This window comes from Collinsella sp. SGI.180 (assembly GCF_050313455.1).
In the GTDB taxonomy this organism is placed as follows: Bacteria; Actinomycetota; Coriobacteriia; order Coriobacteriales; family Coriobacteriaceae; genus Collinsella.
This window is the reverse complement of sequence record NZ_JBNPLL010000019.1, coordinates 1-26,140: the sequence shown is the minus strand read 5'-3', so window position 1 is coordinate 26,140 and position 26,140 is coordinate 1. Positions and strand designations below refer to the sequence as shown.

24 protein-coding genes are annotated in these 26,140 nt (G+C 58.8%); 7 read left to right on the top strand and 17 right to left on the bottom strand.

Annotated elements, in window-relative coordinates; all coding sequences use genetic code 11:
• Positions 1 to 78 precede the first annotated feature (78 nt).
• A complete protein-coding gene (locus ACQRAP_RS07530; protein WP_427795282.1) occupies positions 79 to 957 on the top strand; it encodes a hypothetical protein in 879 nt (292 codons plus the stop codon).
• 56 nt (positions 958 to 1,013) lie between these two features.
• Positions 1,014 to 1,253 carry a hypothetical protein gene (locus ACQRAP_RS07525; protein ID WP_427795281.1) on the top strand — a complete coding sequence of 80 codons (240 nt, stop codon included), beginning with the start codon at positions 1,014 to 1,016 and terminating at the stop codon, positions 1,251 to 1,253.
• Here the strand turns inward: ACQRAP_RS07525 and ACQRAP_RS07520 are convergent.
• The 7 genes from ACQRAP_RS07520 to ACQRAP_RS07490 form a co-directional block, all read right to left on the bottom strand.
• Positions 1,250 to 1,900: an HAD family hydrolase gene (locus ACQRAP_RS07520; RefSeq protein ID WP_427795280.1), complete on the bottom strand. Its 651-nt coding sequence runs from the start codon at positions 1,898 to 1,900 to the stop codon at positions 1,250 to 1,252. The two genes, ACQRAP_RS07525 and ACQRAP_RS07520, sit on opposite strands and share 4 nt — an antisense overlap.
• A gap of 244 nt (positions 1,901 to 2,144) precedes the next feature.
• Positions 2,145 to 2,597 (bottom strand): PTS sugar transporter subunit IIA, encoded by a 453-nt coding sequence (locus ACQRAP_RS07515; RefSeq protein ID WP_427795279.1) that lies wholly within the window; start codon positions 2,595 to 2,597, stop codon positions 2,145 to 2,147.
• 11 nt (positions 2,598 to 2,608) lie between these two features.
• A complete protein-coding gene (locus tag ACQRAP_RS07510; protein ID WP_427795278.1) occupies positions 2,609 to 3,547 on the bottom strand; it encodes a transketolase family protein in 939 nt (312 codons plus the stop codon).
• Positions 3,547 to 4,377: a transketolase gene (locus tag ACQRAP_RS07505; protein WP_427795277.1), complete on the bottom strand. Its 831-nt coding sequence runs from the start codon at positions 4,375 to 4,377 to the stop codon at positions 3,547 to 3,549. Before ACQRAP_RS07505 ends, ACQRAP_RS07510 begins: the two co-directional genes overlap by 1 nt.
• A 62-nt stretch (positions 4,378 to 4,439) precedes the next feature.
• On the bottom strand, positions 4,440 to 5,123 hold the full coding sequence (gene fsa / locus ACQRAP_RS07500; protein WP_117757862.1) for a fructose-6-phosphate aldolase: 684 nt from the start codon (positions 5,121 to 5,123) through the stop codon (positions 4,440 to 4,442).
• A gap of 218 nt (positions 5,124 to 5,341) precedes the next feature.
• A complete protein-coding gene (locus ACQRAP_RS07495; protein WP_427719788.1) occupies positions 5,342 to 6,616 on the bottom strand; it encodes a class II D-tagatose-bisphosphate aldolase non-catalytic subunit in 1,275 nt (424 codons plus the stop codon).
• A 144-nt stretch (positions 6,617 to 6,760) separates the two neighbouring features.
• On the bottom strand, positions 6,761 to 7,789 hold the full coding sequence (locus ACQRAP_RS07490) for a PTS fructose transporter subunit IIC (RefSeq protein WP_427795288.1): 1,029 nt from the start codon (positions 7,787 to 7,789) through the stop codon (positions 6,761 to 6,763).
• Between the two features lie 414 nt (positions 7,790 to 8,203).
• On the opposite strand from ACQRAP_RS07490, the gene ACQRAP_RS07485 reads away from it, so the two are divergent.
• The gene (locus ACQRAP_RS07485; RefSeq protein ID WP_427795276.1) at positions 8,204 to 9,214 is read left to right on the top strand and encodes a LacI family DNA-binding transcriptional regulator; all 1,011 of its coding nucleotides are present in this window, start codon (positions 8,204 to 8,206) and stop codon (positions 9,212 to 9,214) included.
• Between the two features lie 129 nt (positions 9,215 to 9,343).
• Positions 9,344 to 10,327, top strand: coding sequence for a DNA/RNA non-specific endonuclease (locus tag ACQRAP_RS07480; RefSeq protein WP_427795275.1), 984 nt, complete (start codon positions 9,344 to 9,346; stop codon positions 10,325 to 10,327).
• Positions 10,328 to 10,456: 129 nt separating this feature from the next.
• Here ACQRAP_RS07480 and ACQRAP_RS07475 read toward each other — a convergent pair whose 3' ends face one another.
• The 4 genes from ACQRAP_RS07475 to ACQRAP_RS07460 all read right to left on the bottom strand — a co-directional run bounded on the left by ACQRAP_RS07475 (position 10,457) and on the right by ACQRAP_RS07460 (position 15,283).
• Positions 10,457 to 12,532 (bottom strand): elongation factor G, encoded by a 2,076-nt coding sequence (locus ACQRAP_RS07475; protein ID WP_427795274.1) that lies wholly within the window; start codon positions 12,530 to 12,532, stop codon positions 10,457 to 10,459.
• Between the two features lie 295 nt (positions 12,533 to 12,827).
• A complete protein-coding gene (locus tag ACQRAP_RS07470) occupies positions 12,828 to 13,577 on the bottom strand; it encodes an amino acid ABC transporter ATP-binding protein (protein WP_427795273.1) in 750 nt (249 codons plus the stop codon).
• A 53-nt stretch (positions 13,578 to 13,630) separates the two neighbouring features.
• Complete coding sequence (locus ACQRAP_RS07465; RefSeq protein WP_427795272.1) at positions 13,631 to 14,284, bottom strand: amino acid ABC transporter permease; 654 nt, start codon at positions 14,282 to 14,284, stop codon at positions 13,631 to 13,633.
• Between the two features lie 138 nt (positions 14,285 to 14,422).
• The gene (locus tag ACQRAP_RS07460) at positions 14,423 to 15,283 is read right to left on the bottom strand and encodes a transporter substrate-binding domain-containing protein (RefSeq protein WP_427728798.1); all 861 of its coding nucleotides are present in this window, start codon (positions 15,281 to 15,283) and stop codon (positions 14,423 to 14,425) included.
• Positions 15,284 to 15,632: 349 nt separating this feature from the next.
• Between ACQRAP_RS07460 and rlmD the strand changes: the two genes are divergently transcribed.
• Positions 15,633 to 17,081 carry a 23S rRNA (uracil(1939)-C(5))-methyltransferase RlmD gene (gene rlmD, locus ACQRAP_RS07455; RefSeq protein WP_427795271.1) on the top strand — a complete coding sequence of 483 codons (1,449 nt, stop codon included), beginning with the start codon at positions 15,633 to 15,635 and terminating at the stop codon, positions 17,079 to 17,081.
• A 63-nt stretch (positions 17,082 to 17,144) separates the two neighbouring features.
• On the opposite strand, the gene ACQRAP_RS07450 is transcribed toward rlmD, so the two are convergent.
• The 5 genes from ACQRAP_RS07450 to tilS all read right to left on the bottom strand — a co-directional run bounded on the left by ACQRAP_RS07450 (position 17,145) and on the right by tilS (position 23,891).
• A complete protein-coding gene (locus ACQRAP_RS07450) occupies positions 17,145 to 17,966 on the bottom strand; it encodes a phosphatase (protein WP_154517764.1) in 822 nt (273 codons plus the stop codon).
• Between the two features lie 165 nt (positions 17,967 to 18,131).
• A complete protein-coding gene (locus tag ACQRAP_RS07445) occupies positions 18,132 to 19,316 on the bottom strand; it encodes a pyridoxal phosphate-dependent aminotransferase (protein WP_427748229.1) in 1,185 nt (394 codons plus the stop codon).
• A gap of 190 nt (positions 19,317 to 19,506) precedes the next feature.
• Positions 19,507 to 21,654: an ATP-dependent zinc metalloprotease FtsH gene (ftsH, locus tag ACQRAP_RS07440; RefSeq protein WP_427795270.1), complete on the bottom strand. Its 2,148-nt coding sequence runs from the start codon at positions 21,652 to 21,654 to the stop codon at positions 19,507 to 19,509.
• A gap of 1 nt (position 21,655) precedes the next feature.
• Complete coding sequence (gene hpt / locus ACQRAP_RS07435) at positions 21,656 to 22,204, bottom strand: hypoxanthine phosphoribosyltransferase (protein ID WP_154517754.1); 549 nt, start codon at positions 22,202 to 22,204, stop codon at positions 21,656 to 21,658.
• Positions 22,205 to 22,352: 148 nt separating this feature from the next.
• Complete coding sequence (gene tilS / locus ACQRAP_RS07430; protein WP_427795269.1) at positions 22,353 to 23,891, bottom strand: tRNA lysidine(34) synthetase TilS; 1,539 nt, start codon at positions 23,889 to 23,891, stop codon at positions 22,353 to 22,355.
• 48 nt (positions 23,892 to 23,939) lie between these two features.
• On the opposite strand from tilS, the gene ACQRAP_RS07425 reads away from it, so the two are divergent.
• Positions 23,940 to 24,749: an MBL fold metallo-hydrolase gene (locus ACQRAP_RS07425; RefSeq protein ID WP_427795268.1), complete on the top strand. Its 810-nt coding sequence runs from the start codon at positions 23,940 to 23,942 to the stop codon at positions 24,747 to 24,749.
• 122 nt (positions 24,750 to 24,871) lie between these two features.
• Here the strand turns inward: ACQRAP_RS07425 and ACQRAP_RS07420 are convergent, their stop codons facing one another.
• Positions 24,872 to 25,303 carry an Hsp20 family protein gene (locus tag ACQRAP_RS07420; RefSeq protein ID WP_427728790.1) on the bottom strand — a complete coding sequence of 144 codons (432 nt, stop codon included), beginning with the start codon at positions 25,301 to 25,303 and terminating at the stop codon, positions 24,872 to 24,874.
• A gap of 274 nt (positions 25,304 to 25,577) precedes the next feature.
• On the opposite strand from ACQRAP_RS07420, the gene ACQRAP_RS07415 reads away from it, so the two are divergent.
• Positions 25,578 to 26,048, top strand: a complete 471-nt coding sequence (locus ACQRAP_RS07415; RefSeq protein ID WP_427795267.1) for a hypothetical protein — start codon at positions 25,578 to 25,580, stop codon at positions 26,046 to 26,048.
• Positions 26,049 to 26,140: the final 92 nt, after the last annotated feature.

Here is a 26,140-nt window from a genome sequence, read left to right as displayed (position 1 = left end):
CATAGATAGAAGTCTTATGACAAGCAGCCCAGTAGGATTATAGTTTTCGACCGAGTACTCAACGGCAAGGATCGTTTCATGCTTTCAGACACTACCGCACCTGCAAAGGAGCTTCAGGACAAACTCGCAGCGCTCGAGCAGCTGCTATTGGCATACGGACGCGTCGCCATCGGCTTTTCCGGTGGCGTCGACAGCAGCTTTTTGGCCGCGGTCTGCGCCCGCATCATGCCTGCCAGCACGCTTCTCGTTCACCTCACCACGCCGCTCATCGGCACGCCCGAACAAACCTCGTTTGAGCGATCCGTTGACAGGCAAACCAATGAGGGACCGCATTTTAAGCTCCCCGTGCTCAATCTTTCGGTCGATCAGCTGCAGCTCCCCCAAGTAGCCTGCAACGACGCCAACCGTTGCTACCACTGCAAGCACGCCGGCTTTACCGCCATCGTCAACCACGCTAAGTCGCTCGGCTTTCCCATCGTCATCGATGGCAGCAATGCAAGCGATCGCGGTGATTACCGTCCCGGCATGCGCGCTGCCAAAGAACTCGGCGTACGCTCCCCTCTTATGGAGGTCGGCTTTACCAAGGACGAAGAGCGCGAGCTGTTGCGCGCATGGGGCTATCCCGTTTGGAGCCTGCCGGCGGGAGCCTGTCTTGCCACGCGCGTCCCCACAGGCGAGGAGCTTACGCATGAGAAGGTCGATTTAATCCGCGCCTGCGAGGACTACCTGCACGATCTTGGTCTGGCGCAGGTACGCGCGCGCTTGGTCGGCGGCCGCATGCGTATCGAAGCCGCTCACGCAGATGTCGCCAAGATTGCCGCCCTCGGCGGTGCTACCGTCAATGCCGAGGGCAAGACCCCGCTGCCCGCCGCCATCGAGTCCGCGCTGCGCGAGCTGGGCTGCGGCCACATCTCCCCCGAGGTCACCCCCTACATCCACGGCAACATGAATCAGTAACCTGCCAAAAAGGGACAGGTTTATTTTGGCAGGTTTTATCTGGGGAAACGCGAAGAGTGCCACGCCAAATCACCGTTGCGGACAGGGCGGCATTCATGCAGCTCGCCCTGCGCATACTTGGCATCCACAAGGCCCTCGCCCTGTATCCCGATATCAAAATTGAGATCATTGACGCCGGAGAGCGGAATGCCGCAGCCGACGGCCACGGCATCGGCGCCCAGATCGCCGAGCGCGCCGGCACCCAGGCAAGCGGCCACTCCGAAGCCACCGTCATCGATCTCGGCGCATACCTTTAGCGCACGGCCTTGACCGCCGCCGTCAGGTCGAACAGCGTATCGAGCACGGCCTCGCAGCCATCCACCACATTCTGCGGCAGCGGCACAATGTCGGGGACGGCAAAGACATGGCAGCCGGCCGTAATACCCGAGACGCAGCCGTTGCGCGAATCCTCGACCACAGCGCATTCCTCGGGGGCAAAGCCCGCGCGCTCGCAGGCAAGCAGATACATCTCGGGGTCGGGCTTGCCGTGCACGACGTCCTCGCCGCAGGTCACCGTCTCAAACTTGTCAAAGAGGCCGACCGTCTTAAGATTGCGCTCGGCCGCGACGCGGCGTGACGACGTCGCAAGGCCCACGTGATAGCCCGCAGCCAGCAGCTCGTCGAGGCACTCGGCGGCGCCGGCCTTAAGCTCCAGGTCGGTCTTGGCCATCTCGCTGTGTAGCTCAATGTTGCGGGCAAAAATCGCGTCGGCGGTTTCGCCCTTGCCGTAATGCGCCTCAAGGATGTCCTTAACATCGGCATTCGAACGGCCGATAAACTGATGGATTAACGCATCATCAATCGCGATCCCCAGCTCGGCCGCGCCCACCTTCCATGCCCTCATGTCCAAACGCTCGGTATCGATCAGCGTTCCATCCATGTCAAAAATAACAGCCTTGATCATATCGACCCCTTCATCGGCTTGCGTTACCGCAAATCTGCTGCGCGTTATAAGCTTGTATATAACGTATATATCATATTGTACTTTTATTACATAGACAGAAGCTTTATGACGCAGCCTGCCAAAAAGGGACAGGTTTATTTTGGCAGGTTTTATCTGGGGAAACGCAAACAGGGCCGCGACACCTCTATGGCGTCGCGGCCCTTTTCCTTGGAGAAGGATCGATTGGTTGAACGGGATGACCGTTCTAGTCTTCGAGTCCGCTATTGATGAGCTCCGCAATCTCAATGGGATCGCTGCTCGCGCGCACCTTGTCACGGAAGCCGGCGTCCATCAGCATCACGGCAGCCTTGGAGAGCAAGCGCAGGTGCGTGGTTCCAGCCTCGCCGGCAGGCACGTACAGTGCGAGCGCAACATCGACGGGCACCCCATCGAAGCTCGGCCATTCAACGGGCTCGGCCAGTTTAAGCACGGCAACGCCCGGCGTGTGAATCGCGTCGCTTTTGGCATGCGGAACGGCAAAACCGGCGACAAGGCCGGTCTCGGCCTCGTTCTCGCGAGCAATAAAGGCAGCCTCTACGGCAGATGCGTCATCGGCAAAACCGAGCTCGATGGCCTGCTCGGACAAATAATGCAGGGCGTCCTCGCGCGAGGCGGCGGTATACCCGATCGTCACTTGGTTGGCAGATACAAATCCCATGGAAACCTTCCTTACAACACAGACCTGACCGCAGCTTCGATACCGTCGGCGTCCAAACCGAACTCGTGCAGCAAATCGACCGCAGGGCCAGACTCGCCATACACATCGCGCACGCCGACGCGTCGCATCGGCACCGGATGCTGCTCCGCGAGCACCGAAGCCACGGCCTCGCCAAGACCGCCGATAATCGAGTGCTCCTCGGCAGTGACCACGCGACCAGTCTTCTTGGCGCTGGCAACTACCAGGCGCTCATCAAGCGGCTTGATCGTGTGCATGTTGATAACCTCGGCATCGATACCATCGACAGCGAGGGCCTCGGCAGCTTCAAGCGCCTCGGCAACCATGAGGCCACAAGCGATGATGGTCACATCGGACCCCTCGCGCACGACCACGCCGCGACCAATCTTGAACTCATAGTCCTCGCGATCGTTGATGACCGGTGTTGCCAGGCGGCCGAAACGCATGTAGACCGGTCCCTCAAACTCATAGGCGGCGCGCACGCAAGCGCGAGCCTCGATGTCATCGGCGGGAACGATCACCGTCATACCCGGGATCGTGCGCATGAGCGCGATGTCCTCGCAGCACTGATGCGTGGCGCCGTCTTCACCGACCGAGATGCCCGCATGCGTGGCGCCGATTTTGACGTTGAGGTGCGGATAGCCGATGGAATTACGCACTTGTTCGTACGCGCGGCCGGCGGCGAACATGGCAAAGGTGCTCGCAAAGGCGACGTGGCCCGTGGTCGCAATGCCGGCGGCAAGCCCCATCAAGTTGCTCTCGGCAATCCCGGCGTCGTAGAAGCGCTCAGGGTGCGCAGCCTTAAACTTGCCGGTCTGTGTGGCGGCGGCCAGGTCGGCATCGAGAACCACAAAGTCATCGTGCTCATTGCCCAGCTCGACAAGTGCCTCGCCATAGCTAACGCGCGTGGCGACTTTCTTGACGTCTGCCATTAGAGCTCCTCCCCTGCTGCTGCGAGCTCGGCCATGGCCTGCTCAAACTGTTCATCGTTGGGTGCCTTGCCGTGCCAGCCCACCTGGTTTTCCATAAAGGAAACACCCTTGCCCTTCACCGTCTCGGCGATAATGGCCACAGGCGAGTCGCTCACTTTGCGTGCCTCGGCAAAGGCGGCAGCAATCTGCGCCATGTCGTTACCGTCGGCGAGCTCAATCACATGCCACTTAAAGGCACGGAACTTGTCGGCAAGCGGCATAGCCGAGTTAACTTCGTCGATACTGCCGTCAATTTGCAGGCCATTGTGATCGACGATAGCGACGAGGTTATCCAGGTCGTGGTTGCCGGCGAACATGGCCGCCTCCCACACCTGCCCCTCCTCGCACTCGCCGTCGCCCAACAGCGTGTAGACGCGATAGCTGTCACCCCAGTGCTTTGCGGCGAGCGCCATTCCAACCGCGGCGGAGATACCCTGACCGAGCGATCCGGTAGACATGTCGACGCCCGGCGTGTCATTCATATTGGGATGGCCCTGCAGGCGGCTGCCGATATGACGGAGCGTCTCGAGCTCCTCCTTGGGAAAGAACCCGCGCTCGGCGAGCACGGCATAGAGTGCCGGAGCGCAATGGCCCTTGGAGAGCACAAAGCGGTCGCGGTCGGCGCGGCTCGGATTCGCCGGGTCGACATCCATTTCCTCAAAGTAGAGGTAGGTCATAATGTCGGCGGCGCCAAGCGACCCGCCCGGATGCCCCGACTTGGCGGCGTGGACACCCGTGACAATACCGCGGCGAACCTCATTGGCAATCTTGGCCAGTTCCTGATCGGTCATGGAGTTTCCTCTCTTGAGCACGCCGGCCCGGCATAACAAATGCTGGGCCGGCAGAACCATCGTTACTGTGCCTCGACGACCTTTTTCCAGTCGGCCTCGAACGAGGCAAGGCCCTGGTCGGTCAGCGGGTGATGCAGGCATTTCTTAAGAGCGGCCATGGGGACGGTCGCAATATCGGCACCGAGTAGCGCCGCCTGGGTCACGTGATTGGGCGTGCGGACGGATGCGGTGATGATCTCGACGGTGTCGTCGACGTTCTTACCGGTCCAGTCATAGTTCTTGATGCAGGTCACAACGTTGTCGAGCTGCGAGATACCGTCCTCGGCGATGTCATCGAAGCGTCCCACAAACGGGCTGATGTAGCGAGCGCCGGCGTTGGCGGCCATCAAGGCCTGCGTCGGCGAGAAGACGAGCGTCATGTTGACGCGCACGCCCGCATCGGCCAGCGCGCGGCAGGCGGCGAGGCCGGCCTCGCAGACGGGGAGCTTGACCACAATGTTGGGAGCCAGGGCGGCAAGACGCTTGCCCTCCTCGATCATGCCCTCGGCAGTAGTCGCGGTGGACTCGGCAGACACGGGCAGACCCTCGCAGAGCTCGGCAATCTTGAGCATATGGGGCTCAAAGTCGGCGAGCTTACCGCCGGTCTTGGCGTACAGGGACGGATTGGTGGTGACGCCGGCAAGGCAGCCCCAGCTCTTGGCCTCGGCGATCTCGTCAAGGTTGGCGGTATCGATAAAGAACTTCATGGTACAAACTCCTTCGAAGGAATAGCTAGCAATCTAAGGACAACGGCTCAATCACTGGTCGAACCAACGTCAGCGAGCGGGCAGCTGCCGTGGCAAGGTGGTGCGAAAGAGGAGCGAAGCGTACTTTGGTACGCGAGCGACGGCTTGAGCGCCAGATTGCCCGGCAGATGCTCGCGCAGCGTCGACCGGTCCGGCGTTTGTCAAAACGCCGGAACTACCTAGTCCTCGAGAGCCTTCTCGATGCGGCTCGTGACGCCCTTGAGGTTAAGACCGACGACGTACTGCTTAATCGGGCGCTTGATGTGCTCGATCACAAAGCGCTTGCCGTCGATGTCCTGGGCAGCGAGGTTGCGATAGAGCTTCTCGACCTGCTCCTTGACCTCGGGATCGTTGAACGCGTAGTGGCCGGAGACATCCAGAATCTTCAGGCTGAGCTCGTCGTCGGCCAGAATGTCGTCAACCTGCAGGTTGACATCATCGCCGGTCATCCACTTGCGCCAGCGCTCGGTCTTGATAGCCTTGACCAGCAGCGTGTGATACAGGTCGGAGGGATCGTCGCACAGGCCGTTGTCGACCAGAATCTGCTCGGTAGCGCAGAGCTTGAGGTAGGCGCGGGTCTCCTCGGTGCCGTACTGAGGGGCGACATTGGAAGCGGTCACGTGAGCCGGAATGTGCTCGAGCAGCGTCGCGTCGTCCAGGTAGTCGGCGTTGTGCTCCTTCAGGCCCACGCCGTAGCGCTTTGCCATGTCGGCGAGCTCGCGGGCGTTCTTAAAGTTGTAATGGCCAACCTGCTCGGTCCAACGGGTGAGCGTACCGGTCTGGCCGACGATAAAGGTGGGCATGGGGCAGCCGCGCTTCTCGAGTTCGGGCTGCAGCTGAGAAATGAACTCCTCGTACTTATCGGTAGAGGTCAAGCCGCCATTGGTCTCCTCGGTACCGACCTCATAGGCGACCTCGGGCAGGTTATGCTCGCGACGGTACTGCTCAAGGTAGTCGATAAGATCGATCGTGCGGCGAAGCACCACGTCGAGCGGAATAACCTTGCCGATCTGATAGGGATCCTTGGTGGGGTCGACCATCAGCAGGTCAAAGCCCGCCTCCATGTCGGCGACGAAGGACTTGCGGGCGAGCTCCATGGCCTCGTCCTCGGGCAGGTGGGCGTTACGCTCCTCGTCACGCTGCCACGGACCGCCGTGATCGCGGCACAGGTAGTACGGGCCGGTGTAGCCCACCTCGTCGGCAACCTTCTTGATGTCGGCGGCAAAGCGCTTCTGGTCCCAACCGTTGACGTAGCCGGCGCCCATCTCGTCCATATCGACCTGGTTGCGGCTGGCGATAAACATGGGCGGGAAATCCTCGTCCTTGGCAAGCTCGAACACAGCCTGAATCAGGTTGGGGCTCATGGGGCCAATACCGACCATGGTTGCATGATCGCCGCTGTCTTGCAGCTTGAGCATGCCCTGAACGGCCTGGCGGATGGTGAGGTTGGACATTTTGTTCTCCTTCTCCAGAGGATTGTTGACAAAAGTTCCCTGGGACCCAGATGCGGGCCCTATCAGTACGGATGGATTTTGTTGTGTAGGGGCGGTTGTGCGAAGTCAAATCCATCCCTCCGCACAACCGGAGTCCTTAAAGGTTTACTTGGCCTGCTTATCGAGCGTGGGCTTCATGGCAATCAGGATTGCAGCGGCGACCACGGAGCCAATCACGATGTCCAGGCAGAACAGCGCGACGTTGTTGGTGGCAAGGGCGACAATAAAGCCACCGTGCGGGACGTAGCAGTCGATACCCTGGAAGGCGGCAAGCGCCGCACCCACGGCAGAACCGATGCAGATGCCGGGAAGGGTGTGACCGAGATCCTTGACCGCGAAGGGGATAGCGCCCTCGGTAATACCGATGCAGCCCATAAACAGTGCGGAGATACCCATCTGACGGTCAGCGTCATCGAACTTGTTCTTGGCGATGAGCGCAGCGAGGCCGCAAGCAATCGGGGGAATGGCGACAGCGACGCGGAACATACCGTTGGGGCCGTAGATGCCGGAGGCCATGATGGCCATGGTAAAGGTCGAAGCGGTCTTGTTGACGGGACCACCCATATCGAAGGCGGTCATAACGCCAATGACCAGGCCCAGGACGACGGCGGAGCCGCCCTGCAGGCTACCGAGCACGCTGGTGAGCCAATCCATCACAAAGCCAAGCGGCGTGGCCAGGATGTAGATGTAGGCCATGCCCAGGACGAGCGAGGTCAGAATCGGGATGATCAGGATCGGCATGATGGTCTGGATGGTGTTGTTGACCTTCCAGGTCTTCATCCAGCGGACAAAGTAACCGCAGATGACAGCCATGATCATGGCGCCCAAGAAGCCGGTCGAAACGCTGTTGCCACTCGGGGTGACGACGGCGTTGTTGACCAAGTAGCCCAGGACAAAACCGGGGGCAAGCGCGGGCTTGCCGGCCATCGAGTAAGCGATGTATGCCGCAAGCACCGGAATCATCATAGAGATGCCGGCCATACCGATGGTGTTAAGGCTCACCATCAACGGGTTGGTGACCTCCATGCCGTTAGCACCGGCAGTACCGGATGCCAACGAGAAGGCGAGGAACACGCCACCGATAACGACAATGGGGATAAAATAGGAAACGCCGGTATTGAATGCATTGAGCAGCGTCTTGCCAGGATCGGCAAAGATAGACTGCTTGGACGCCGGTGTCGGGGCCTGCGGGGCAGCGGAGACGGCCTTCTTCTCTGCCTTGGCCTCGGCCTTGGGCGCGTCAACGGCGCCACCTTCTTAATACCAGCTTATTTCGGTAAACGCGCAGGTCAGAGCGTTGGTTATGCAATTTAGTTATGCGTTTAACCAAAAATGAATCCTGCGTTTTTGATCTCTTTTTTAAAAGTCAAGAAGTATTTAGATTTCTCGGTAGACGGCAGGCTTGCATAACCGCCACGAATTTCGGACCCCACGGATACGGTATTGTTGCATACTCATAAAAGGGCGAAAGGACAGGCAGAATCGTGTGCCCGCAACCCGAACGTGAACCACCGCGCCAAACAACGCAATTTGTCGGAAGGAGTCGCTGTGACCAAACAGCGCGTTACGATCGCAGACGTCGCCCGCGAGGCGGGAACTTCAACAGCCAGCGTCTCGTATTACCTCAACGACAAACGAGACAAGCTCAGCGACAAAACGCAGGCAAAGATCGCGCGCGTTATAAAGGAGCTGGGATACGTCCCCAACGCCCAGGCGCAAACACTCACCGGCAAACAGACCCGCGTCATCGCCATCATCATCTTGGATAACACCAACAAATGGGCGGGCCTCGTCCTCAACGGCATGGAGCAGGTCATGCTCCCCGCGGGCTACCAGACGGTTGTTTGCACGAGCAACTTTAACCCCGAGACCGAGCTCATGTATGTCGACAAAATGCTCTCGCTGGGCGTCGATGGCTTTATCATCCAGCCCACGGCAAACTTCAAAGCCGTGCACGACCGCATTAGACGCGCCGGCAAGCCGGTCGTCTTTTTCGATGCGGCCATCTATAGCCCAGGTACCAGCTGGGTCAAGACCAACCTTTACGACGGTGTGTACAACGCCACGCAGGCACTCCTCGACGCCGGTTACGAAGATTTCTTTTCCATTGCCGCCAACATGACCGAAATGCGCACCCGCATGGAGCGTTTTCAGGGGTATGCCGAGGCGCTGGCAGCGAACGGACAGCTCTACAAAGCGATTTCCATCGACCACAACAAGCCGTCGGTCAGTGAGCTTACCGAGTACTTTAAATACAAGCTCAACCCCGCCAAGCGAACCCTTATCTTCGTGCAAAATCAGTGGGCACTTCCCCGTGTCTACAAGGCCCTCCAGCCCATGGCCCATCTGCTTCCGCAGCAAATCGGTCTTTTGGGACTCAACTGCGAAGACTGGACCAACCTCACCACGCCGACCGTCTCCACCATCATCGAGCCCGTCGACCAGGAAGGCAGAGAGGCGGCCGAGATGCTCCTCGCGCTACTCGATGGCAGCAGCACGCCCGGTGAGCAGCGTATTCTCGAATGCAAGCTCAACTGGCTCGGTTCTACCTCGATCTAGCCATACGTCAAATATGAGGCAAATGAATCCGTAGCGTTTGTCCCAAGTCTTAAGTATTTGTTCGATAGAACGGCCCTCGGCGGCTCCTGCTAGACTGGTAGACTCCCAACCGTCCGTCCAGGAGTCACCATGTCGCGCAAGTCCGCCTACAAGCAAGCACTTTCTATCGGCACCGCTGTGGTGCTGGGGTTTGCGCTGTTTACGGGATCGCTCGACGGGGCGCCCAGACTGCTCTCGCCGCAAAGTGATGAGCAGGCGGCGGCCCTGGCCGAGAAGCAAGACGAGAGTCCCAGCCGCACCGACGACGAGGCAGACCTGGTTGCCCGACTCGAATCGGGAACGGCAAACTCCACAGACTCCCAAAACAGCCCGAACTCTAGCGACAAGCCACATTCCGCCGCACCCGACACCGGTGATGACGTTTCCGCGGACAGCGCCGCCACCCCCATCGACGAGGTCGAAAACCCCAATCTCGACCGCGCCCGCGGCGTATACCTCAGCAGCATTCCCGACTACGCGGGCAACCCCTATGTTGCCCTGCGAGCCGACAGCACGCACCCGTTGGGCACACCATCATTCACGCTCGATGAATACGAGCGCGCTACAGAAGAAGGTTGCTTTAAGAAGTTCTCCAAGCTCGACAGCATGGGCCGCACCCGCAAAGCGCTCGCTTGCGTGGGCCCCGAATCGCTCGGTCAAGGCGAGCGCGGCGATATCTCGCGTATCCATCCCGCCGGATGGCGCCAGCAGCGCTACGACTTTATTCCGGGCCAGAGCCTCTACAACCGCTGTCACCTCATCGCCTGGTCGCTCTGCGGCGAAAACGCCAACCGCAAGAATCTCCTCACCGGCACGCGTTATCTCAACGAAACGGGCATGCTGCCATTTGAGGAGCAGATTCTCGGCTACATCCGCGAGACGGGCAACCATGTGCTCTACCGTGTCACGCCCATGTACAACGAAGAGGAACTCGTCTGCCGTGGCGTGCGTCTTGAGGCACAATCGGTCGAGGACCACGGCAAGGCCCTCTGCTTCCACGTATATTGCTACAACCTGCAGCCGCATGTGCAGATCGACTACGCTACCGGCCGCAATCAGGCCTCGGGAGACTAGGGCCGGCCAAGCTGCCCCAAAACTTAAAATGAACCGTTTTCCTCCATCCCCCAGGGATCAAAAAGGGCCGCCCTGGATTGCCCAGAGCGGCCCTTGCATCGGCATGTATGTTACAGGCAACGCCCAACGCTACTTGGCACGGCCCTCCTCATAGCGCTCGACCAGCTTGGTCTGAACGTCATAAGGCACCTGCTCATAGCCCGCAGGCTTCATGGTAAAGTCGCCCGTGCCGCGCGTGATGGAGCGCAGACGCGTCGAGTAATCCGTCAGCTCGGCGAGAGGCGCCTGAGCGATGACCACGGTGTCTCCGCGCTCATCGGTCTCCATGCCTGTCACGCGACCGCGCGATGCCGAGATGTCGCCCATCACGGCGCCGGCGTAGCTCTCGGGGATAGTCACCGTGACTTCCTCGATGGGCTCCAGCACCACCGGGTCGGCATCGGCGCATGCCTTGCGCAGGCCGATGCGAGCCGCCGCGCGAAATGCCATCTCGTTGGAGTCGACGCTGTGGTACGAACCGTCGTACACCGCGACGCGAATGCCCGTGAGCGGATAGCCGGCAATGATGCCGTCCTTCATGGTCTCCTGGACGCCCTTGTCCACGGCAGGGATCAGCGAGCGCGGAATACGGCCGCCTACGACCTCGTCCACAAACTCATAGCCGTCGCTCGTACCGTCGGGCCCAATGAGCGGCTCTACGCGCAGCCAGCAGTCACCATACTGGCCGGCACCGCCGGTCTGCTTCTTGTGGCGGCCCTGGGCACTTGCCGTGCGACGAATGGTCTCGCGATACGGGATGCGAATCGGCACGCTCTTGGCCGCGACCTTGGTACGGTCCTCAAGACGATTGAGCAGGACCGAAACCTGCGCCTCGCCCACCGCCGAAATGATGGTCTGGCCGGTCTCCTCGTCGCGGTCGATGCTCATGGTCGGATCGGCCTTGCATGCCTTCTCGATAAACGTGTAGAGCTTCTCTTCGTCGCCGCGATTCTCGGCCTCGATGGCGATGCGGTACTGCGAGTTGGGGAACTTAAACGCCGCAGCCTCGACCTTGCCGGTAATCGAGAGCGTATCGCCCGTCTCGGCCGCCAGCTTGGGCGCCACGATGATATCGCCGGCATAGGCGTGACCAACCTCAGTCATGTCGCGGCCGCACATCACATACAGGTGAGCCAGACGATCGCTCTTGCGGGTGCGCGCGTTGATCAGCTCAAGGCCCGGCTCAAGCGTGCCCGTCAGCACCTTGATGAAGCTGATGCGACCCTGCTGAGGATCGGCCAGGGTCTTAAACACAAACGCCACCGGGCGGTCATCGTCGCTCGAGATCTTGAGCGAATCACCGTCGATGAGCGGCATTTCACCATAGTCGGTCGGCGCCGGGAAGTACGTGGCGATGTCGTCCATCAGCGAGTTGACGCCCTGCTCCTTAATGCAATCGCCCGCAAAGACCGGCACAAAGATGCGCTCGGCGATCGCCTTCGACAGCAGGCCTTCAAGCTCCTCCTGCGTCAGCGTCTCCTCGCCTTCCAAGTACTTCATCATCAGTTCGTCGTCAGCCTCGGACACCAGCTCGCACAGATGGTCATGGGCTTCCTCGGCCTGGGCACGATACTCCTCGGGAATCTCCGACTCAACGGCTTCGGCGCCGTTGCAATGGCGCGCCTTCATGCGCACCAGGTCGATGATACCGTCAAAGTCCTCGCCCTCGCCCCAGGGAAGGGTCACGGCGCCCAGGCGCGTGCCAAAGCGCTCCTGCAGCAGGTCCATCGTGGTCGCAAAGCTGGCCTCGGAGCGCGACAGGCGGTTTACGAACACCGCACGCGCCAGACGCAGGTCCTCGGCGGCATACCAGAGCTTAACCGTCGTAGGCTGCGGGCCGGCCTCGGCGTCGACCACAAACAGAGCCGTCTCGCAGACGCTCATCGCGGCAAAGGCGTCGCCGATAAAATCGGGGTAGCACGGGGCATCGAGCACATTGATGCGCGCACCCTTCCAGTCGATCGGCGCAATGGTCGTCGAGATGGAAAACGCACGCTTGACCTCTTCGGGGTCATAGTCGAGCGTGGGCTTGGTGCCGTCGTGGCCGCCCAGGCGGGCGGTCTTGCCGGAAAGGTGGAGCATGGCCTCGGCGAGTGAAGTCTTGCCCACCCCACCTTGGCCTACGAGCACCACGTTCCTTACATTACCGGTCTTGGGAGCACCCATAATGACCTCCTTGCAGGGCCGCGCGCAATGCGCGACGCCAACGGGGAGAGTTCGCGGTCGATGCCGTCCCGGGAGCAGCATGGTCGGCAGCCGATCCGGCTCACCCTCCAAATGTCCTATGCCACCACCCTACCCTCGCGGGCGACTGTCCATGCACACCTTTCGGCGCACGTATGAATACGGGCGGCGAGAGGAGGGGCAAACGCCTGAGGCGGTTATTAAGTCCCATCGGCGCAAATAAAAACCGCCGCAGGCCATAAGACCTGCAGCGGTTCGCCTCAATGTCTACTTGAGCCTAGCCCTCGATACGGCTCAGGAACTCGCGCGTGCGCCGTTCGCGCGGATGGCCGATAACCTGCTCGGCAGGACCCTCCTCTACAATGCGACCGCCGTCCATAAAGACCACGCGATCGGCAACATCGCGCGCAAACTGCATCGCATGGGTCACGATCACCATCGTCATATTCTGCGCGGCAAGGTCTTTAATGACGCGCAGCACCTCGGCCGTTAGCTCGGGATCGAGTGCCGAGGTCGGCTCATCGAAGAACAAGATCTCTGGATCGAGCGCCAAGGCGCGCGCAATACTCACACGTTGCTGCTGACCACCCGAAAGCTCGCATGGCACCTTGTTCTCGTTGCCCGTAAGCCCCATCTGCGCGATCAACTCACGCGCACGTGCTTCGACCTGCTCGCGCGGGCGCTTGAGCACGCGGATCGGAGCGTCGGTAATGTTTTTCATCACGGTATAGTGCGGGAACAAATTATAGTTCTGAAACACCAGGCCAAAGCGCGAGCGCGCCTGCTTGGGCACATCGCCTTTCGCATACACCGTGCCCAATCCCGCATCCGTCGCAACGGCTAGATCACCAAACGAAAGCGAGCCGCCGTCAAGCGTCTCGAGCAGCGTGGCGCAGCGCAACAGCGTTGACTTGCCGCCGCCCGAAGGTCCGATAATCGCCACGACCTCGCCGCGCTTTACCTCGAGCGAGATATCCTTGAGCACCTCATTGCCGCCAAACGCCTTGCGCGCGCTCGTTATATTCATTATCGTTCCGGACACGGGAACCTCCATGTGTTTGAAAAGCACGACGGAACAGGCTAGTCGTGGTAGTAGTCAAGTCGCTTTTCGGCGGCGCCCAGCAGCATCTCGACCACAAAGTTAAAGACCCAGTAGATCAGTGCCGCAATCGCAAACGGCACCATGCTCACTTGCGAGGCAACCAGTGCCTTGGCCGTCGAGAACATCTCCCCCACGCCGATGGCAAACGCCAGCGACGTGTCCTTGACCAGCGTGATGATCTCGTTGCCCATCGCCGGCAAAATGCGCTTGGCGACCTGCGGCATCACAATGTACAAAAACGTCTGCAGGCGTGAGTAACCCAGCACCTCGGCGGCCTCATATTGACCACGCGGGATAGACTGCAAACCCGAGCGATAGATCTCGGCAAAGTAGCCGGCATAGTTGATGATGAATGCCACAACGCACGCTGTCCACTTGGAATCGGGCGTGAGCGAAATACCAAAGACATAATACGGAGCAAAGTAGATGGCAAACATCTGCAGCATGAGCGGCGTACCGCGCATGACCGAAATGTAGATGCGCGCAATCCAACGCAGCGGCGCGATTCTGCTCATACGCATAAACGCCACGGGAATTCCCAAGGGAATCGAGCCCAACAGCGTGAGCACAAACAACTGCAAACTGACCAAGAAACCCTGGCCAAGCAGCTGCATCATGACCTGAATAGACAACCCAAGCTCTCTTTCACAGCAACAGAACAGCAGGTGTTAATTGAAATAGGCACAGTGCCCAAGATTGCGAGCGACAAGCCCGACGAAGCGTACTTTGGTACGCGAGGAGGGTTGGAGCCGCAAGGTTGGGTGCTGTGGCTATTTCAAAACCCAGTTGTCGAAGGATAGACCGTAGCTCGCATACTTGTCGCACAGGTCCTTGACTGTACCGTCCTCATAGAGCGCCTTGAGCGACTCGGTCACGGCGTCGGCCGACTTAGTATCACCCTTCTTAAAGCCAACGGCGTAGTGCTCGCTGGACAGCGGTTTGTCAAGTTGCGTATAGGCATCGGGCTTGGCGGCAAGCTGATACTGGGCGATCGAAAGGTCGCAAGCCACCGCATCGACCGCGCCGCTCTCGAGCTGCATAAAAGCCGTGTTGTACTCGCCGATGGTATCGAGCGTGGCAAACGTCGCCGCCAGATCCTTCTGGTCACCCTCTAGCACATCCTGCGCGGCAGAATCGGTCTGGGTAATCACGGTCTTGCCGGCAAGGTCGTCCCAATTCTTGATGCCCGCATCCTTCTTGACCACCAGCACCTGCTCATTGAGCATGTACGGCTCGGAGAACGTGTAGTCGTCCTCGCGGCCCTCCATGGTAAAGCCGTTCCAGATGCAGTTGATGGCGCCCGAGTTGAGCAGCGTATCCTTGGCGTCCCAGTCGATGGCCTCGTACTTGACCTCCCAGCCCTGCTTATCGGCAACTGCCTTGGCCAAATCGAGATCAAAGCCGGTGTACTCGCCATCGTCGCCCACAAAGCCATACGGAGGATAGGACTTGTCAAAGCCCACCACGAGCTTCTTAGACTCCACAACGCCCTTGGCGTCCTTTGCCGCGGCAGAGCCGGCAGTGGAACCCTTGTCGGCACCACCGCCGCAGCCGACAAGACCAAGGCCAAGCACCGTGGCGAGCGAGCCGGCTAGACCAACAAACTGACGCCGAGACATATCGGTATTCATGGTATTCCCCCTTGATGGCACTTTAGTTAAGTAAAGTGATTCATGTAACGCCCAGAATCATACACTTTACCTTGATAGAGTACAAGGGAGAAGTTGCCCGGCGCGGGCGGGGAGCGGCGCGTAATTAAGTTTCCTGCTCTACAGTCCTGCGCAAGACGGAAAGCACATTAAGTGCTTTCCTTTGCGTGCGGAACTCGCGATAAACTTAATTACGCGCCGCTCCCCGCCCGCGCCGGGCAAACGTCGTTGGACTTATCACTAACGTGAAGTGGACGCTTGTATATCGTCTGCTAGCTTGGCACGGTACAATGCTTTCAGATTTCAATTTATAAATTAGTGGGGTTACTTCATGGCAGAATCTCGTGCGGAGCGTAAGGCTCGTCGTGCTTTGATCGAGGCGGCTGAGGGGTCGGAGGAGAAAAAATCTTCCAAGAAATCCAAGTCGTCTCAGGATGCGAAGGGCAGGCAAGCCAAAGGCAAGGCTAAGGCCAAGCGCCCCAGCTTTCGTCGGGGCGAGGATAAGGCGCCTCAAGCTCGTTCCAAGCGCTCGCATAATGAGTCGTCCCGGTCCGCTCATAAGGCCGTTGATCCCAAGTCGCCCTGTTCCATCATGAAAGCTTGCGGTGGATGCACGGCGCTCAACAGGCCTTATAAGAAGCAGCTGGCGGCCAAGCAGGCTGCTATGGATGAACTTTTTGCTGCTCTTTGCGAGCGTGAGGGCATAACCGTCGATCCCATTCGCGGTATGGACGTTACTCTGGGCGACCCGGGCAAATATCCTGCGCCGCGTGGTTTTCGCCATAAGGCCGCCACTCCCTTTGCCCCCGGCAAAGGGGGCGCTGTCCGCTGCGGCTTTTTTGAGCGCGGCACGCACAGAATCGTCGCTGTTCCCGAATGCCCCGTCGAGGCACCGGGAGCCCGTCAGATTCTTAACGGCATTGCGCGTGAGGCCGAGCGCCTGCACATTCCCGCCTTTAACGAGGACAAGCATCTGGGCCTGCTTCGCTATGCCGTCGTTCGCTGCGGCTGGCGCACCGACCAGATCATGATCACCCTCGTTACCGCCCAGCGCGACCTGCCGCATGCGCAGGAATTCTTTGAGGCCATCGCCGCACTCGATCCGCGTATCGTCACCGTCGCCCAAAACATCAACGGACGCCCTGGCAACGCCATCCTGGGTGAGGAAACCCACATCGTGTATGGCGCTGAATGCATGCGCGACCAGCTACTCGGCTGCGAGTTCGATATCTCCCCCACCGCGTTCTACCAGACCAACCCGCAGCAGACCGAGCTGCTCTACCAGCTCGCTATCGACGGTATGGATCTGCACCAGGGCGATGTCCTCATGGATGCCTACTGCGGCAGCGGCACCATCGGTCTTTGCGCAGCTAAAGAAGCTCAGAACAAGGGCATCGGCATCATGTTACTTGGCGTGGAGCGCAACCCGGCGGGCATTGCCGACGCACGCCGCAACGCCGAGCTCAACGGTCTTACCCGCAGCGCCTGGTTTATGGCCGACGATGCCACCGACTACATCCTAGATGCCGCCGACAACAACGAGCGCATCGACGTCCTTTCCATCGATCCGCCGCGTGCCGGCTCTACCCCCGAGTTCCTCGAAGCCGCCTGCGCGCTTAGACCTCGCCGCATCACCTATATCAGCTGCAACCCTGTGACCCAAGAGCGTGACCTGCACCAGCTCCTCGACGGTGGCTATCGCCTGCTCAAGATCACGCCCGTCGACATGTTCCCCCATACCGACCACACCGAAACTGTAGCGGTCCTCGAGCGCCGCTAATCCACCGGTACAAGAAGGGGGCGACCCGTCTGGGCCGCCCCCTTACTTGGTTTATGAACTCCGCTACATCCTCTTGCGCAGGTCACACACGCCGGCTGCCGCCATCTCGCGCAGTAGCGTCTCGCGGTCGCGCGTCACGATCAAATCCAGCGGAAAGTGAATCTCGTCGAGCATCTTGCGCGCTTGGTCGAGCTTACCAATTGCCATACCAATGTGCGCATCGGTCGAGACGCCAATTCCCACGCCCAGCTCGGCGCACCGTTCGGCAATCTTGCGGCACACGTCCCAATGCTCGGCATCCGCGCCATGCTCAAGACTGTGATTGTTGATCTCGATGATCTTGTGCTTAGCCTTAGCAGCAAGCAACACCTCGTCGATATCGAACGGCACGCCCGATCGACCCGTATGCCCCAGCATAAACACCTTGGGGTGCTCCAGAGCATTGATATACATCTCGGTCGTCTGGGCCAGCGTCGCGCCTTCAGCGAACTGCGGATTATGCACGCTTGCAACCAAATAATCCAAATTACGCGTAACCCGATCGAACAGCGAATGCTGACGGCTGTACGAATCGCCGGCAATATCGAGCGTGACAGGAGTGTCCTCGCCAAACAGGCTTCCGTCCAGCGAAACGATATCGGCCTCGGCGCCACGCAGCACCAACACGCCGCTCCAAATGCGCGGCCATATATCCTGGTTGATAAAGAACTGGTAACTGCGCAGGTCATTGGGGCAAGCCGTAACCATAGAGCTCAGATGGTCGGCAGATCCAAGCACCTGCAGGCCACGCTCTGCCGCCCAGTACACATTCTCCTCAATGGTCGAATATGCATGCGCAGAGAACATCGTATGGGTATGAATGTCACAGGAAAGCAGGTAGGGCATCAGGTCTCCTTATCTGGTATGGCCGTCGCGTATATTCATTGTACGCATAGCCTTCGATAGTCGTAAAACCGCTCCATCCCAAAGACACAACGTCCATGACAACGGGGTCCGGTTTAACACCAAACCCCGTTTCACGTAAAACATTGTAGGCAGAGCGCTCTGCTTTTAACGATACTCGTCCGCCAGCTGTTTCCAAGCGGGTAGCGAATTGATAATCGTTTCGTAACTCACGCAATAACCCAAGCGGAACCAACCCGGCATGCCAAAGCTATCCGAAGGCACCGCGAGCAACTCGTACTTCTTTGCACGCTCGCAAAAAGCGTTTGCGTCGGGCTCGAGCGCCTTCACCCACAGATAGAAAGCGCCGTCCGGCTCAACGTAGGTGTAGCCGTACTCCGCCAATGCGTCGGTGAGCGCCGTTCGGTTGCGAGCATAGGCTTCGACATCACTCGGCTCATCGATGCAATCGATAATCACGCGCTGGAAGAGCGCCGGTGCGCACACAAAACCCAGTGTACGGGCGGCACCGGCGACGGCCGGCATAAGGCGAGCAGCCTGCGGATTGGTGTTGGGAACCAAGATCCAGCCCACACGCTCACCCGGCAGCGACAGCGACTTGGAATACGAATAGCACACGACGGTGTTCTCGTAGATCGAGGGTACCCAGGGCACCTCCGCACCGTACACGATCTCGCGGTACGGCTCATCCGAGATGAGCATAATCGGATTCTCGGGATCACGCTTGGCATTGACCTCGCGCAGAATATTGGCCAGTCGCGTCAGCGTGTCACGCGTATATACGGCACCGGTCGGGTTGTTGGGCGAGTCGATAATGACGGCCGCCGTCTTATCAGTAATCGCCTTGAGCACGTTGCCCACACTCAACTGAAACGTGTCTTCATCGGCGGGTGCCTCGACACACGTACAGCCGGCCTTCTCAATCCACACGCGATACTCCGGAAAGTACGGGGCGATAACAATGACCTCGTCACCGGGATTGGTAACAGCGTTGAGCGTGCAGGTGAGCGAAGCCGCCGCACCCACGGTCATAAAGACATCTTTACCCTCATAGCTCGTGCCAAAACGACGGTTGAGCGACTCGGCCACAGCGACACGACATTGCGGCAGGCCTGGTGCGGGCGTGTATCCGTGCAGTTGGTCGCTCGGCAGCTCCAAGGCCTTTTTGATGGACTCCGCCACGGCAGCGGGCGCCGGAACACTCGGGTTGCCCAGCGAAAAATCGAATACGTTCTCCGCACCGATCTGTGCCTTGCGTTCAAGTCCATAGCTAAAGATCTCGCGGATGATAGAGCTTTCCGCTCCGCGAGCAAACATGGTTTCGTTGATCATCTGTTCCCCTTTCGCATAGGCGGTATTGTACGCTTTAGTCAAGCAAAGTACCGCAGCAATGTTAATTGGGGACAGACTTAAATGCGTGAAAACGCTCATTTAAGTCTGTCCCCAATCAACAGATGGCCCCATATCGCTCAAAAGAAAAAGCCTCCGCAGGTTTTCCCCGCGGAGGCTCTCACGACAAAGACTACTCGTCGGCCTCGGTGTCGCCATCGGCCTTTTTTGTGTCAGCAGCCTCGACATCGTCAGCGCTATCGGATGCGACTTCGGCATCCTCCTGCATGGCCGCCTGCGCAAAAGCTGCGGCATCAGCCGCCAGCTCCTCCTCGCTCATACGAGGCGCGCGCTTTTTGGTCGGCACGCCGGCCGCCTTGGCATTGCGCTCCTCCTTGGCTGCCAGAATGTCGCCCTCGCGCTCAAGGTAGGCATCCCAGTCGTTGTCAAGCAGGGCGTTCACGGCGTCGCCTTCGACGGTCTCGCGCTCAAGCAGCACCTTCGCCATCAGATCGAGCTGATCGCGACGGGCATCCAAAATCTCAACAGCACGACGATGGGCCTCACGCATGATGCGCTGAACCTCGATATCGATGCGGCGCGCCGTCTCCTCGGAGTAATCCTGGTGATCGGCATAATCGCGACCAAGGAACACCTGATGCTGTGCCTCGCCAAACACTTGCGTGCCCAGCTCCTCGCTCATGCCCAAACGCGTAACCATCTCGCGCGCCATCTTGGTCGCGCGCTCCAGATCGTTGCTCGCGCCCGATGTAATGTCATCGCACATGAGCTCCTCGGCAACGCGACCGCCCAAGAACACGGCAAGCTCGTCGAGCATCTCGTTCTTGGTCTTGAGGAAGTGATCCTCCTGCGGAAGCTGCAGCGTATAGCCCAGAGCCTGACCGCGGCTGACAATCGAAATCTTGTGAACCGGATCGGAGTGCTCCAGGATGTGACCCACCAGAGCATGACCGCTCTCGTGGTAGGCAATCGTGGTGCGCTCGGCTTCGGTCATCACGCGCCCCTTGCGCTGCGGTCCTGCAATCACGCGCTCCATCGATTCTTCGACCTCGTCCATCGAGATCACGGAGCGATGACGGCGAGCGGCAAGCAGTGCGGACTCGTTGAGCAGGTTTGCCAGATCGGCACCGGTAAAGCCAACGGTCATCTGGGCGAGCTTCTCAAACTTAACGTCCTCATCCATTGGCTTGTTCTCGGCATGCACGCGCAAGATCTGCTCGCGCCCCTTCACATCCGGGCGGTCGACCGTAACCTGGCGGTCAAAACGACCGGGGCGCAGCAATGCCGGATCCAGAATATCGGGGCGGTTGGTCGCGGCGATCAGGATGACCGATTCGCTTTCCTCAAAACCGTCCATTTCGACCAGCAGCTGGTTGAGCGTCTGCTCGCGCTCGTCGTGACCGCCGCCCAGACCGGCTCCGCGCTGACGTCCCACGGCATCAATCTCGTCAATGAAGATGATCGACGGAGCCTGAGACTTGGCCTCCTTAAAGAGGTCGCGCACGCGGCTGGCGCCGACGCCCACGAACATCTCGACAAAGTCAGAGCCCGAGATGCTAAAGAACGGGACACCGGCCTCTCCGGCAACGGCCTTGGCCAGTAACGTCTTACCGGTACCCGGAGGGCCCACCAGCAAAACGCCGCGCGGGATCTTGGCACCCAGCTTGCGATAACGGTCCGGATCGCTCAAGAAATCGCGAATCTCTTCGAGCTCCTCAACAGCCTCGTCCACGCCGGCAACGTCTTCGAACTTGACCTTGGGACGCGTAGCCTCGTTGGTCTTGGCGTTGGTCTTGCCAAACTGCATGTTCCTATTATTGGCGCCCATCATCTGGCGCATAAAGTAGAACATGATGGCGATCAGGGCAATCGTCGGCAGTACGCTCATCGCCAAGTCGCCCCAAAAATCGGGGTCGTTGGTGTTGACGATGTACTTAGTGTCGGGATGCTCCGCCATGAGCTCGGCAAGCGAATCGGAGCCGACATAGGTCGAGGAAAAGCTCTTGAGCTCACTCGTGTCGCCCTTGCCCTTTTTCGCCTTCCAGTAATGACCCGTCACGCTTCCGTCCTGAACCGTATAGGTCAGATCTTCGACGCGATCCTGCTTGATAGCGCTCACCATCTCGCTCGTCGCGAGCTTAACGGTATTGCTGGAGCTGGCAAAGCCGGAGCCCATATTAAAGAAGGCGTAGCCCAGAAGTGCGCAAGCCAAAAGAAAATACAGCCAGCCCGTACGTGTGGGTTTCTTGCCTCCGGGCATCCCCGGAATCTTAGGGTCCCGGGGTGTCTGGGAATTGTAGTCGTTACGGTCGTCGGGCATCTTACGAATAAACCTCCGGTTTCAAAATGCCCAGATACGGAAGGTTACGATAGCGCTCGGCATAGTCGAGGCCGTAGCCCACCACAAAGGCATCGGGGCAATGGGTTCCAACATACTTGGGCGTAATGGCCGAGATGCGGTCCTCAACGTCCTTCCACAGGAAGGCGGCGACCTCCAGAGAAGCGGGCTTGCGGCTCTCAAGGTTCTTCATCAGATACTTGAGCGTCAGGCCCGAGTCCAGAATGTCTTCAACGATCAGCACGTCACGACCGCGGATATCGATATCAAGGTCTTTGATGATACGCACGATGCCCGAGGACTTCACACCGTCGCCATAGCTCGAAACGGCCATGAAATCGATATTGGTCGGCAGCTCGATCTTGCGCATCAGGTCGCCCATAAAGACCACGGCGCCGCGCAAGACCGCAATCAGCACCAGATCCTTACCCGCGTAGTCGCGCGTAATCTCCTCGCCCAGGCGAGAGACGATACCGTCGATATCCTCCTGCGTAAACAGAACCTTCTCGATATCCGGATGTTGAGAAGCCATGACAACCCTTTCTCGTGCTTAATCGCCCACACACCGCCGTATGGACGCGAACTACACATTCTAGCAGCGCACGGGGTATATTTTCCAGCCCGTGCACCATCAGCGCGGGAATACCGTCAACGCCGCACAGAAAAACTGGTGCGAGGGGCTAATCCGCGTCAACCACGCGAAGCAGATAGGCCACACGCGTCGCCGCCGTGCACTTAAAGCGTTCGTCCGCGCGAACTCCGGCGACCCACACCACGACACCCCCCGGTGCCGTCCTTACCATGGGCACGCCGCTGCGCTCGGAAACGGGAATACGAGCCTCGCACAACAAGTCGGATACCTTCTTGCTTCGGCCACTCATGCCTAACGGGCACATCACGTCTCCCGGTGCGGGACCGTCCACCCACAGGCGCGCCAATCGCCCCTCGGCAGGAACCTCGCCGCGCGAGCCCGCCAAGATCCGCTCGCTATCGCTGTTGGCAAAACCCAGGGCAGCCGCGTCCACCAAAGCTGCCACTTCCCCAGCAGCCGCAAACTCACGGGCGCGGCGCACGATATCGCATCCCGGCTCAACGGCTATCGCTTCTGTGACCAGCATACGTCCCCCGCCCAACGACATACGGCCGGGTATGGTAATCCAGTCCGCAACCAAGCCCTCACGAGCCGCCGGTGCCTTAAACGCCAGCATGCCAAACTCAACACGTGCGTCAATCCCCGCCGGAAGCGTAACCGAACCCGCACCCTCGGCAACACAGGAGAGGACTCGCTCCACATGGCGCATCTCTGGGCGAGCGTCCGGATCGATGCGTTTAATCGCCAGTCGCACGATGCGCCGCGCGATTACCACCTCGGCCGCAGCAAGGCGTCTGGCATCGAGCACCAGCGCGCCCGCTGCCTCTTTGCGCAGGCAGCTTCGAAACGCCTGTGCCGACAACTGGGATAGAAACGCATCCTCATCACCCAAGATCTCACAGGCGGCGCCAATCGTCTTGCACACGCTCGCATTACGCTGCGCCAGCACTGGCATTACCCGGTGGCGAACGTAGTTTCGCAGATACGTGATATCTTCGTTGGTCTCGTCCTCGCGCCACGGCTGACCATGCACCTGCAGATAGCCCACAAGCTCGCCATGAGTTAGGTCGAGCAAGGGGCGTACCACAATATTCCTTCGGCGGGGAATGCTCGAGAGCCCAGCAGGGCCCGACCCCTTAATGGCGTTCATCAAAAATGTTTCCGCGCGGTCTGAAGAGGTATGGGCAGTACAGATGCGCGCCGCCGTTCTCGGCGCCCCCATCTTGGCACAAAGCTCGCGAACATACCTTCGCGCCGCGGCATAACGCACCTCGCGCGCAGCCGCCTCGATATTGCCCGACTCCCCATCAAAATAGGCGTGCTCCACGCACAGCGGCAACCCATATTGTGCGCAGAGCTCGCGCACAAAGGCCTCGTCGCCGTCGGATGCCTTGCCTCGCAGGTGATGGTTTACATGAAGCACATGTAGGCGCTCGCGAGCAATGGGGGCAACGCCGCGTCCATCTTGGATATCCAGCTTTGATGTGCACGCCATAAGAAGCAGTGCCGTCGAGTCCGCACCACCTGATACCATGAGCACCACAGGAGCAGCCTGCTGCCTCGTCCGGGTCTCATCGACTGCCCCGGGTACGGCATGGTGTCCGTAATGCTGTGATACCGTTGGCATTCGCTTCCTCCTCTATTCGTCAGCACTCATTGTATCCTTTGGAATCTTATGTCTCGCCTGCACCTTCATATCCTCGGCAGCGGCTCTAAAGGCAACTGCGCACTCATCGAGGGCCCGCAGGGGCTCATTATGGTCGATGACGGACTGTCCCGCCGCGAAACACTCAAACGCATGGCTGAGCTCGGCCTTTCGGCAGACGACGTGTCCGCCCTTGTTGTCACCCATGAGCACAGCGACCACATTAAGGGGCTTGAGGTGTGGTGTAAACATTGGAACGGACCGGTCTTTTCCAGCAGAGGCACGCTCGCATCAAAGGAAAGCCTCGCACATCTGTCTGTTGAGGAATTCGACCCAGGTGACGCCCTCTCTATTGCCGGGGTCCACATTCAAACGTATTCGACATCGCACGACGTCGTCAATCCTGTCGGCTACCGTTTTGATGCCCAGGGTGATTCGGTTGGCTTTGCCACCGACACCGGCGAGTTGTCGAAGCGTGCCATCGATACACTCAGGGACTGTCGCATTCTCGCGCTCGAAAGCAACCACGATGTAGCCATGCTGCGTCAAGGAGACTATCCTCGCTTTCTTCAGGAGCGCATCCTGTCTGCAAAAGGGCATCTCTCCAACGATCAGGCCGCCGATGCCGCACGCGCGCTGGTAACCGATCGCACCGAGCAGCTTATCGCGATGCACATTAGCCAAGACAACAATCGCCCAAGCCTTACCGTCAAAAGCTACGCAAGCTCACTTGGGGCAACACTCGACAACGAGCTTGGTAGCACCGCCACCCGCGTTGAGGGGCCACATAAACTCACAATACGTCCCGCCGGGCAATATCGGCCCATGACCATTCAGTAGGCCGTCTCAAATATTCAGTAGGCCGTCTCAAATATTCAGTAGGCTGTCTCAAATAGAAAAGGGGGCCGGGAATCGCTTCCCAGCCCCCTTAGCTCAGGCACCGATGTTAATGGCCGATAACGTTAGTCGATGAAAATCTTCGTAACGTTCTTCTTCTCGACAATCTTAGGAACCGTAACGGTAAGGATGCCGTCAGCATACTTTGCAGAAAGGCCCTCGCTCGAAGCATCCTTCAGGTACACACCGCGCGTCGCGCTGTAAGAGCAAAACTCCTTCTGCAAGTAGTTCTTGTCCTTGTTCTCTTCGCTCTCCTCAACATTCACGCTAATGGAAAGACGACCCTCATTGAGCTCAACGTCGATGTCGTCCTTCGCGACGCCGGTCAAATAGGCCTTAACCTCGTAACCGTCGCCCTTGTCCTCAACATCAACGGGAAACGCCTTGGAGGCGATCGAGTTGTTTGCCAGATCGGTCATATCATCAAACAGATCGAACAACGAGCTAGCAGAGGGACGAACACCAAAAACCGAACGATAAGGAACCATGCTTGCCATGACTACCACTCCTTTAAGGGACTGCCGAGCCATCTTCTAGGTGGCAGGGACTTCTTTTGACGCTTTAATATATGCCCATCCATTTCTTATATATACATTTTGATATAAAGTTTTTTGAGTCTCTATCTATAAGCATATCTAAGTCTATGTGACTAAGGTTTAATGAGGTCAAGGTTCTTTGAACCGTGCCTTAAATACCAAATGTGCCCTAGCTAAACAAAGCTGGGGCTTACAATGAGCGTATACACAATATTAATGACAACCTAAGGGCATCATGGACGATCAAGCCTCCGACAATTCGTATGATCAGATGCAAAACGATAAATCAACCTATCCGCAGACCATACGCTACCATCGTCCCCATATTTCCCAAGAGCCTATTGACGATACAGAGCCTGAATATGTAACTCGCAATCGTTATCAAACCCTTGAAGAATCTCAATCACGTCGCAAACACATGGGCGTCGCCCCGAGCGAATCGGCGTATCTCAAAGATGCCCCCTTATCCAAAAACAGCGCATGCAACCAGGAGCAGGCCCGAACACCCGCTAAGCAACAACGAAGAGAGCCTCGCCCTAAGCAGACCCTAGCGCATTCTGCCCGCTATTTAGAGACGCCGAAGCAAGGAAAATCGATATTTATATCGTCTAGCAGGCGACGCAAACAGCACCGGCTCCAAATCGCGCTCTTGATCATTGCCATCGCGGCAATCGCGCTGGTCATTCGTTTTATTTTCTTCAAATAGAAAAGACAATTAAGCCGTAGAGGCTTTAGGTTTACAACGCCCAAACGAAAAAGGGAGAGGCCGCGAGGCCTCCCCCTTCTCAGTCCAAGCGT

Coding starts and splice junctions, on each gene's coding strand:
- ACQRAP_RS07530 (WP_427795282.1), top strand. CDS start 79: ATGCTTTCAGACACTACCGCACCTGCAAAGGAGCTTCAGGACAAACTC.
- ACQRAP_RS07520 (WP_427795280.1), bottom strand. CDS start 1,900: ATGATCAAGGCTGTTATTTTTGACATGGATGGAACGCTGATCGATACC.
- ACQRAP_RS07515 (WP_427795279.1), bottom strand. CDS start 2,597: ATGGGATTTGTATCTGCCAACCAAGTGACGATCGGGTATACCGCCGCC.
- ACQRAP_RS07510 (WP_427795278.1), bottom strand. CDS start 3,547: ATGGCAGACGTCAAGAAAGTCGCCACGCGCGTTAGCTATGGCGAGGCA.
- ACQRAP_RS07505 (WP_427795277.1), bottom strand. CDS start 4,377: ATGACCGATCAGGAACTGGCCAAGATTGCCAATGAGGTTCGCCGCGGT.
- fsa (WP_117757862.1), bottom strand. CDS start 5,123: ATGAAGTTCTTTATCGATACCGCCAACCTTGACGAGATCGCCGAGGCC.
- ACQRAP_RS07495 (WP_427719788.1), bottom strand. CDS start 6,616: ATGTCCAACCTCACCATCCGCCAGGCCGTTCAGGGCATGCTCAAGCTG.
- ACQRAP_RS07480 (WP_427795275.1), top strand. CDS start 9,344: ATGTCGCGCAAGTCCGCCTACAAGCAAGCACTTTCTATCGGCACCGCT.
- ACQRAP_RS07475 (WP_427795274.1), bottom strand. CDS start 12,532: ATGGGTGCTCCCAAGACCGGTAATGTAAGGAACGTGGTGCTCGTAGGC.
- ACQRAP_RS07470 (WP_427795273.1), bottom strand. CDS start 13,577: ATGAATATAACGAGCGCGCGCAAGGCGTTTGGCGGCAATGAGGTGCTC.
- ACQRAP_RS07460 (WP_427728798.1), bottom strand. CDS start 15,283: ATGAATACCGATATGTCTCGGCGTCAGTTTGTTGGTCTAGCCGGCTCG.
- rlmD (WP_427795271.1), top strand. CDS start 15,633: ATGGCAGAATCTCGTGCGGAGCGTAAGGCTCGTCGTGCTTTGATCGAG.
- ACQRAP_RS07450 (WP_154517764.1), bottom strand. CDS start 17,966: ATGCCCTACCTGCTTTCCTGTGACATTCATACCCATACGATGTTCTCT.
- ACQRAP_RS07445 (WP_427748229.1), bottom strand. CDS start 19,316: ATGATCAACGAAACCATGTTTGCTCGCGGAGCGGAAAGCTCTATCATC.
- ftsH (WP_427795270.1), bottom strand. CDS start 21,654: ATGCCCGACGACCGTAACGACTACAATTCCCAGACACCCCGGGACCCT.
- hpt (WP_154517754.1), bottom strand. CDS start 22,204: ATGGCTTCTCAACATCCGGATATCGAGAAGGTTCTGTTTACGCAGGAG.
- tilS (WP_427795269.1), bottom strand. CDS start 23,891: ATGCCAACGGTATCACAGCATTACGGACACCATGCCGTACCCGGGGCA.
- ACQRAP_RS07425 (WP_427795268.1), top strand. CDS start 23,940: ATGTCTCGCCTGCACCTTCATATCCTCGGCAGCGGCTCTAAAGGCAAC.
- ACQRAP_RS07420 (WP_427728790.1), bottom strand. CDS start 25,303: ATGGCAAGCATGGTTCCTTATCGTTCGGTTTTTGGTGTTCGTCCCTCT.
- ACQRAP_RS07415 (WP_427795267.1), top strand. CDS start 25,578: ATGGACGATCAAGCCTCCGACAATTCGTATGATCAGATGCAAAACGAT.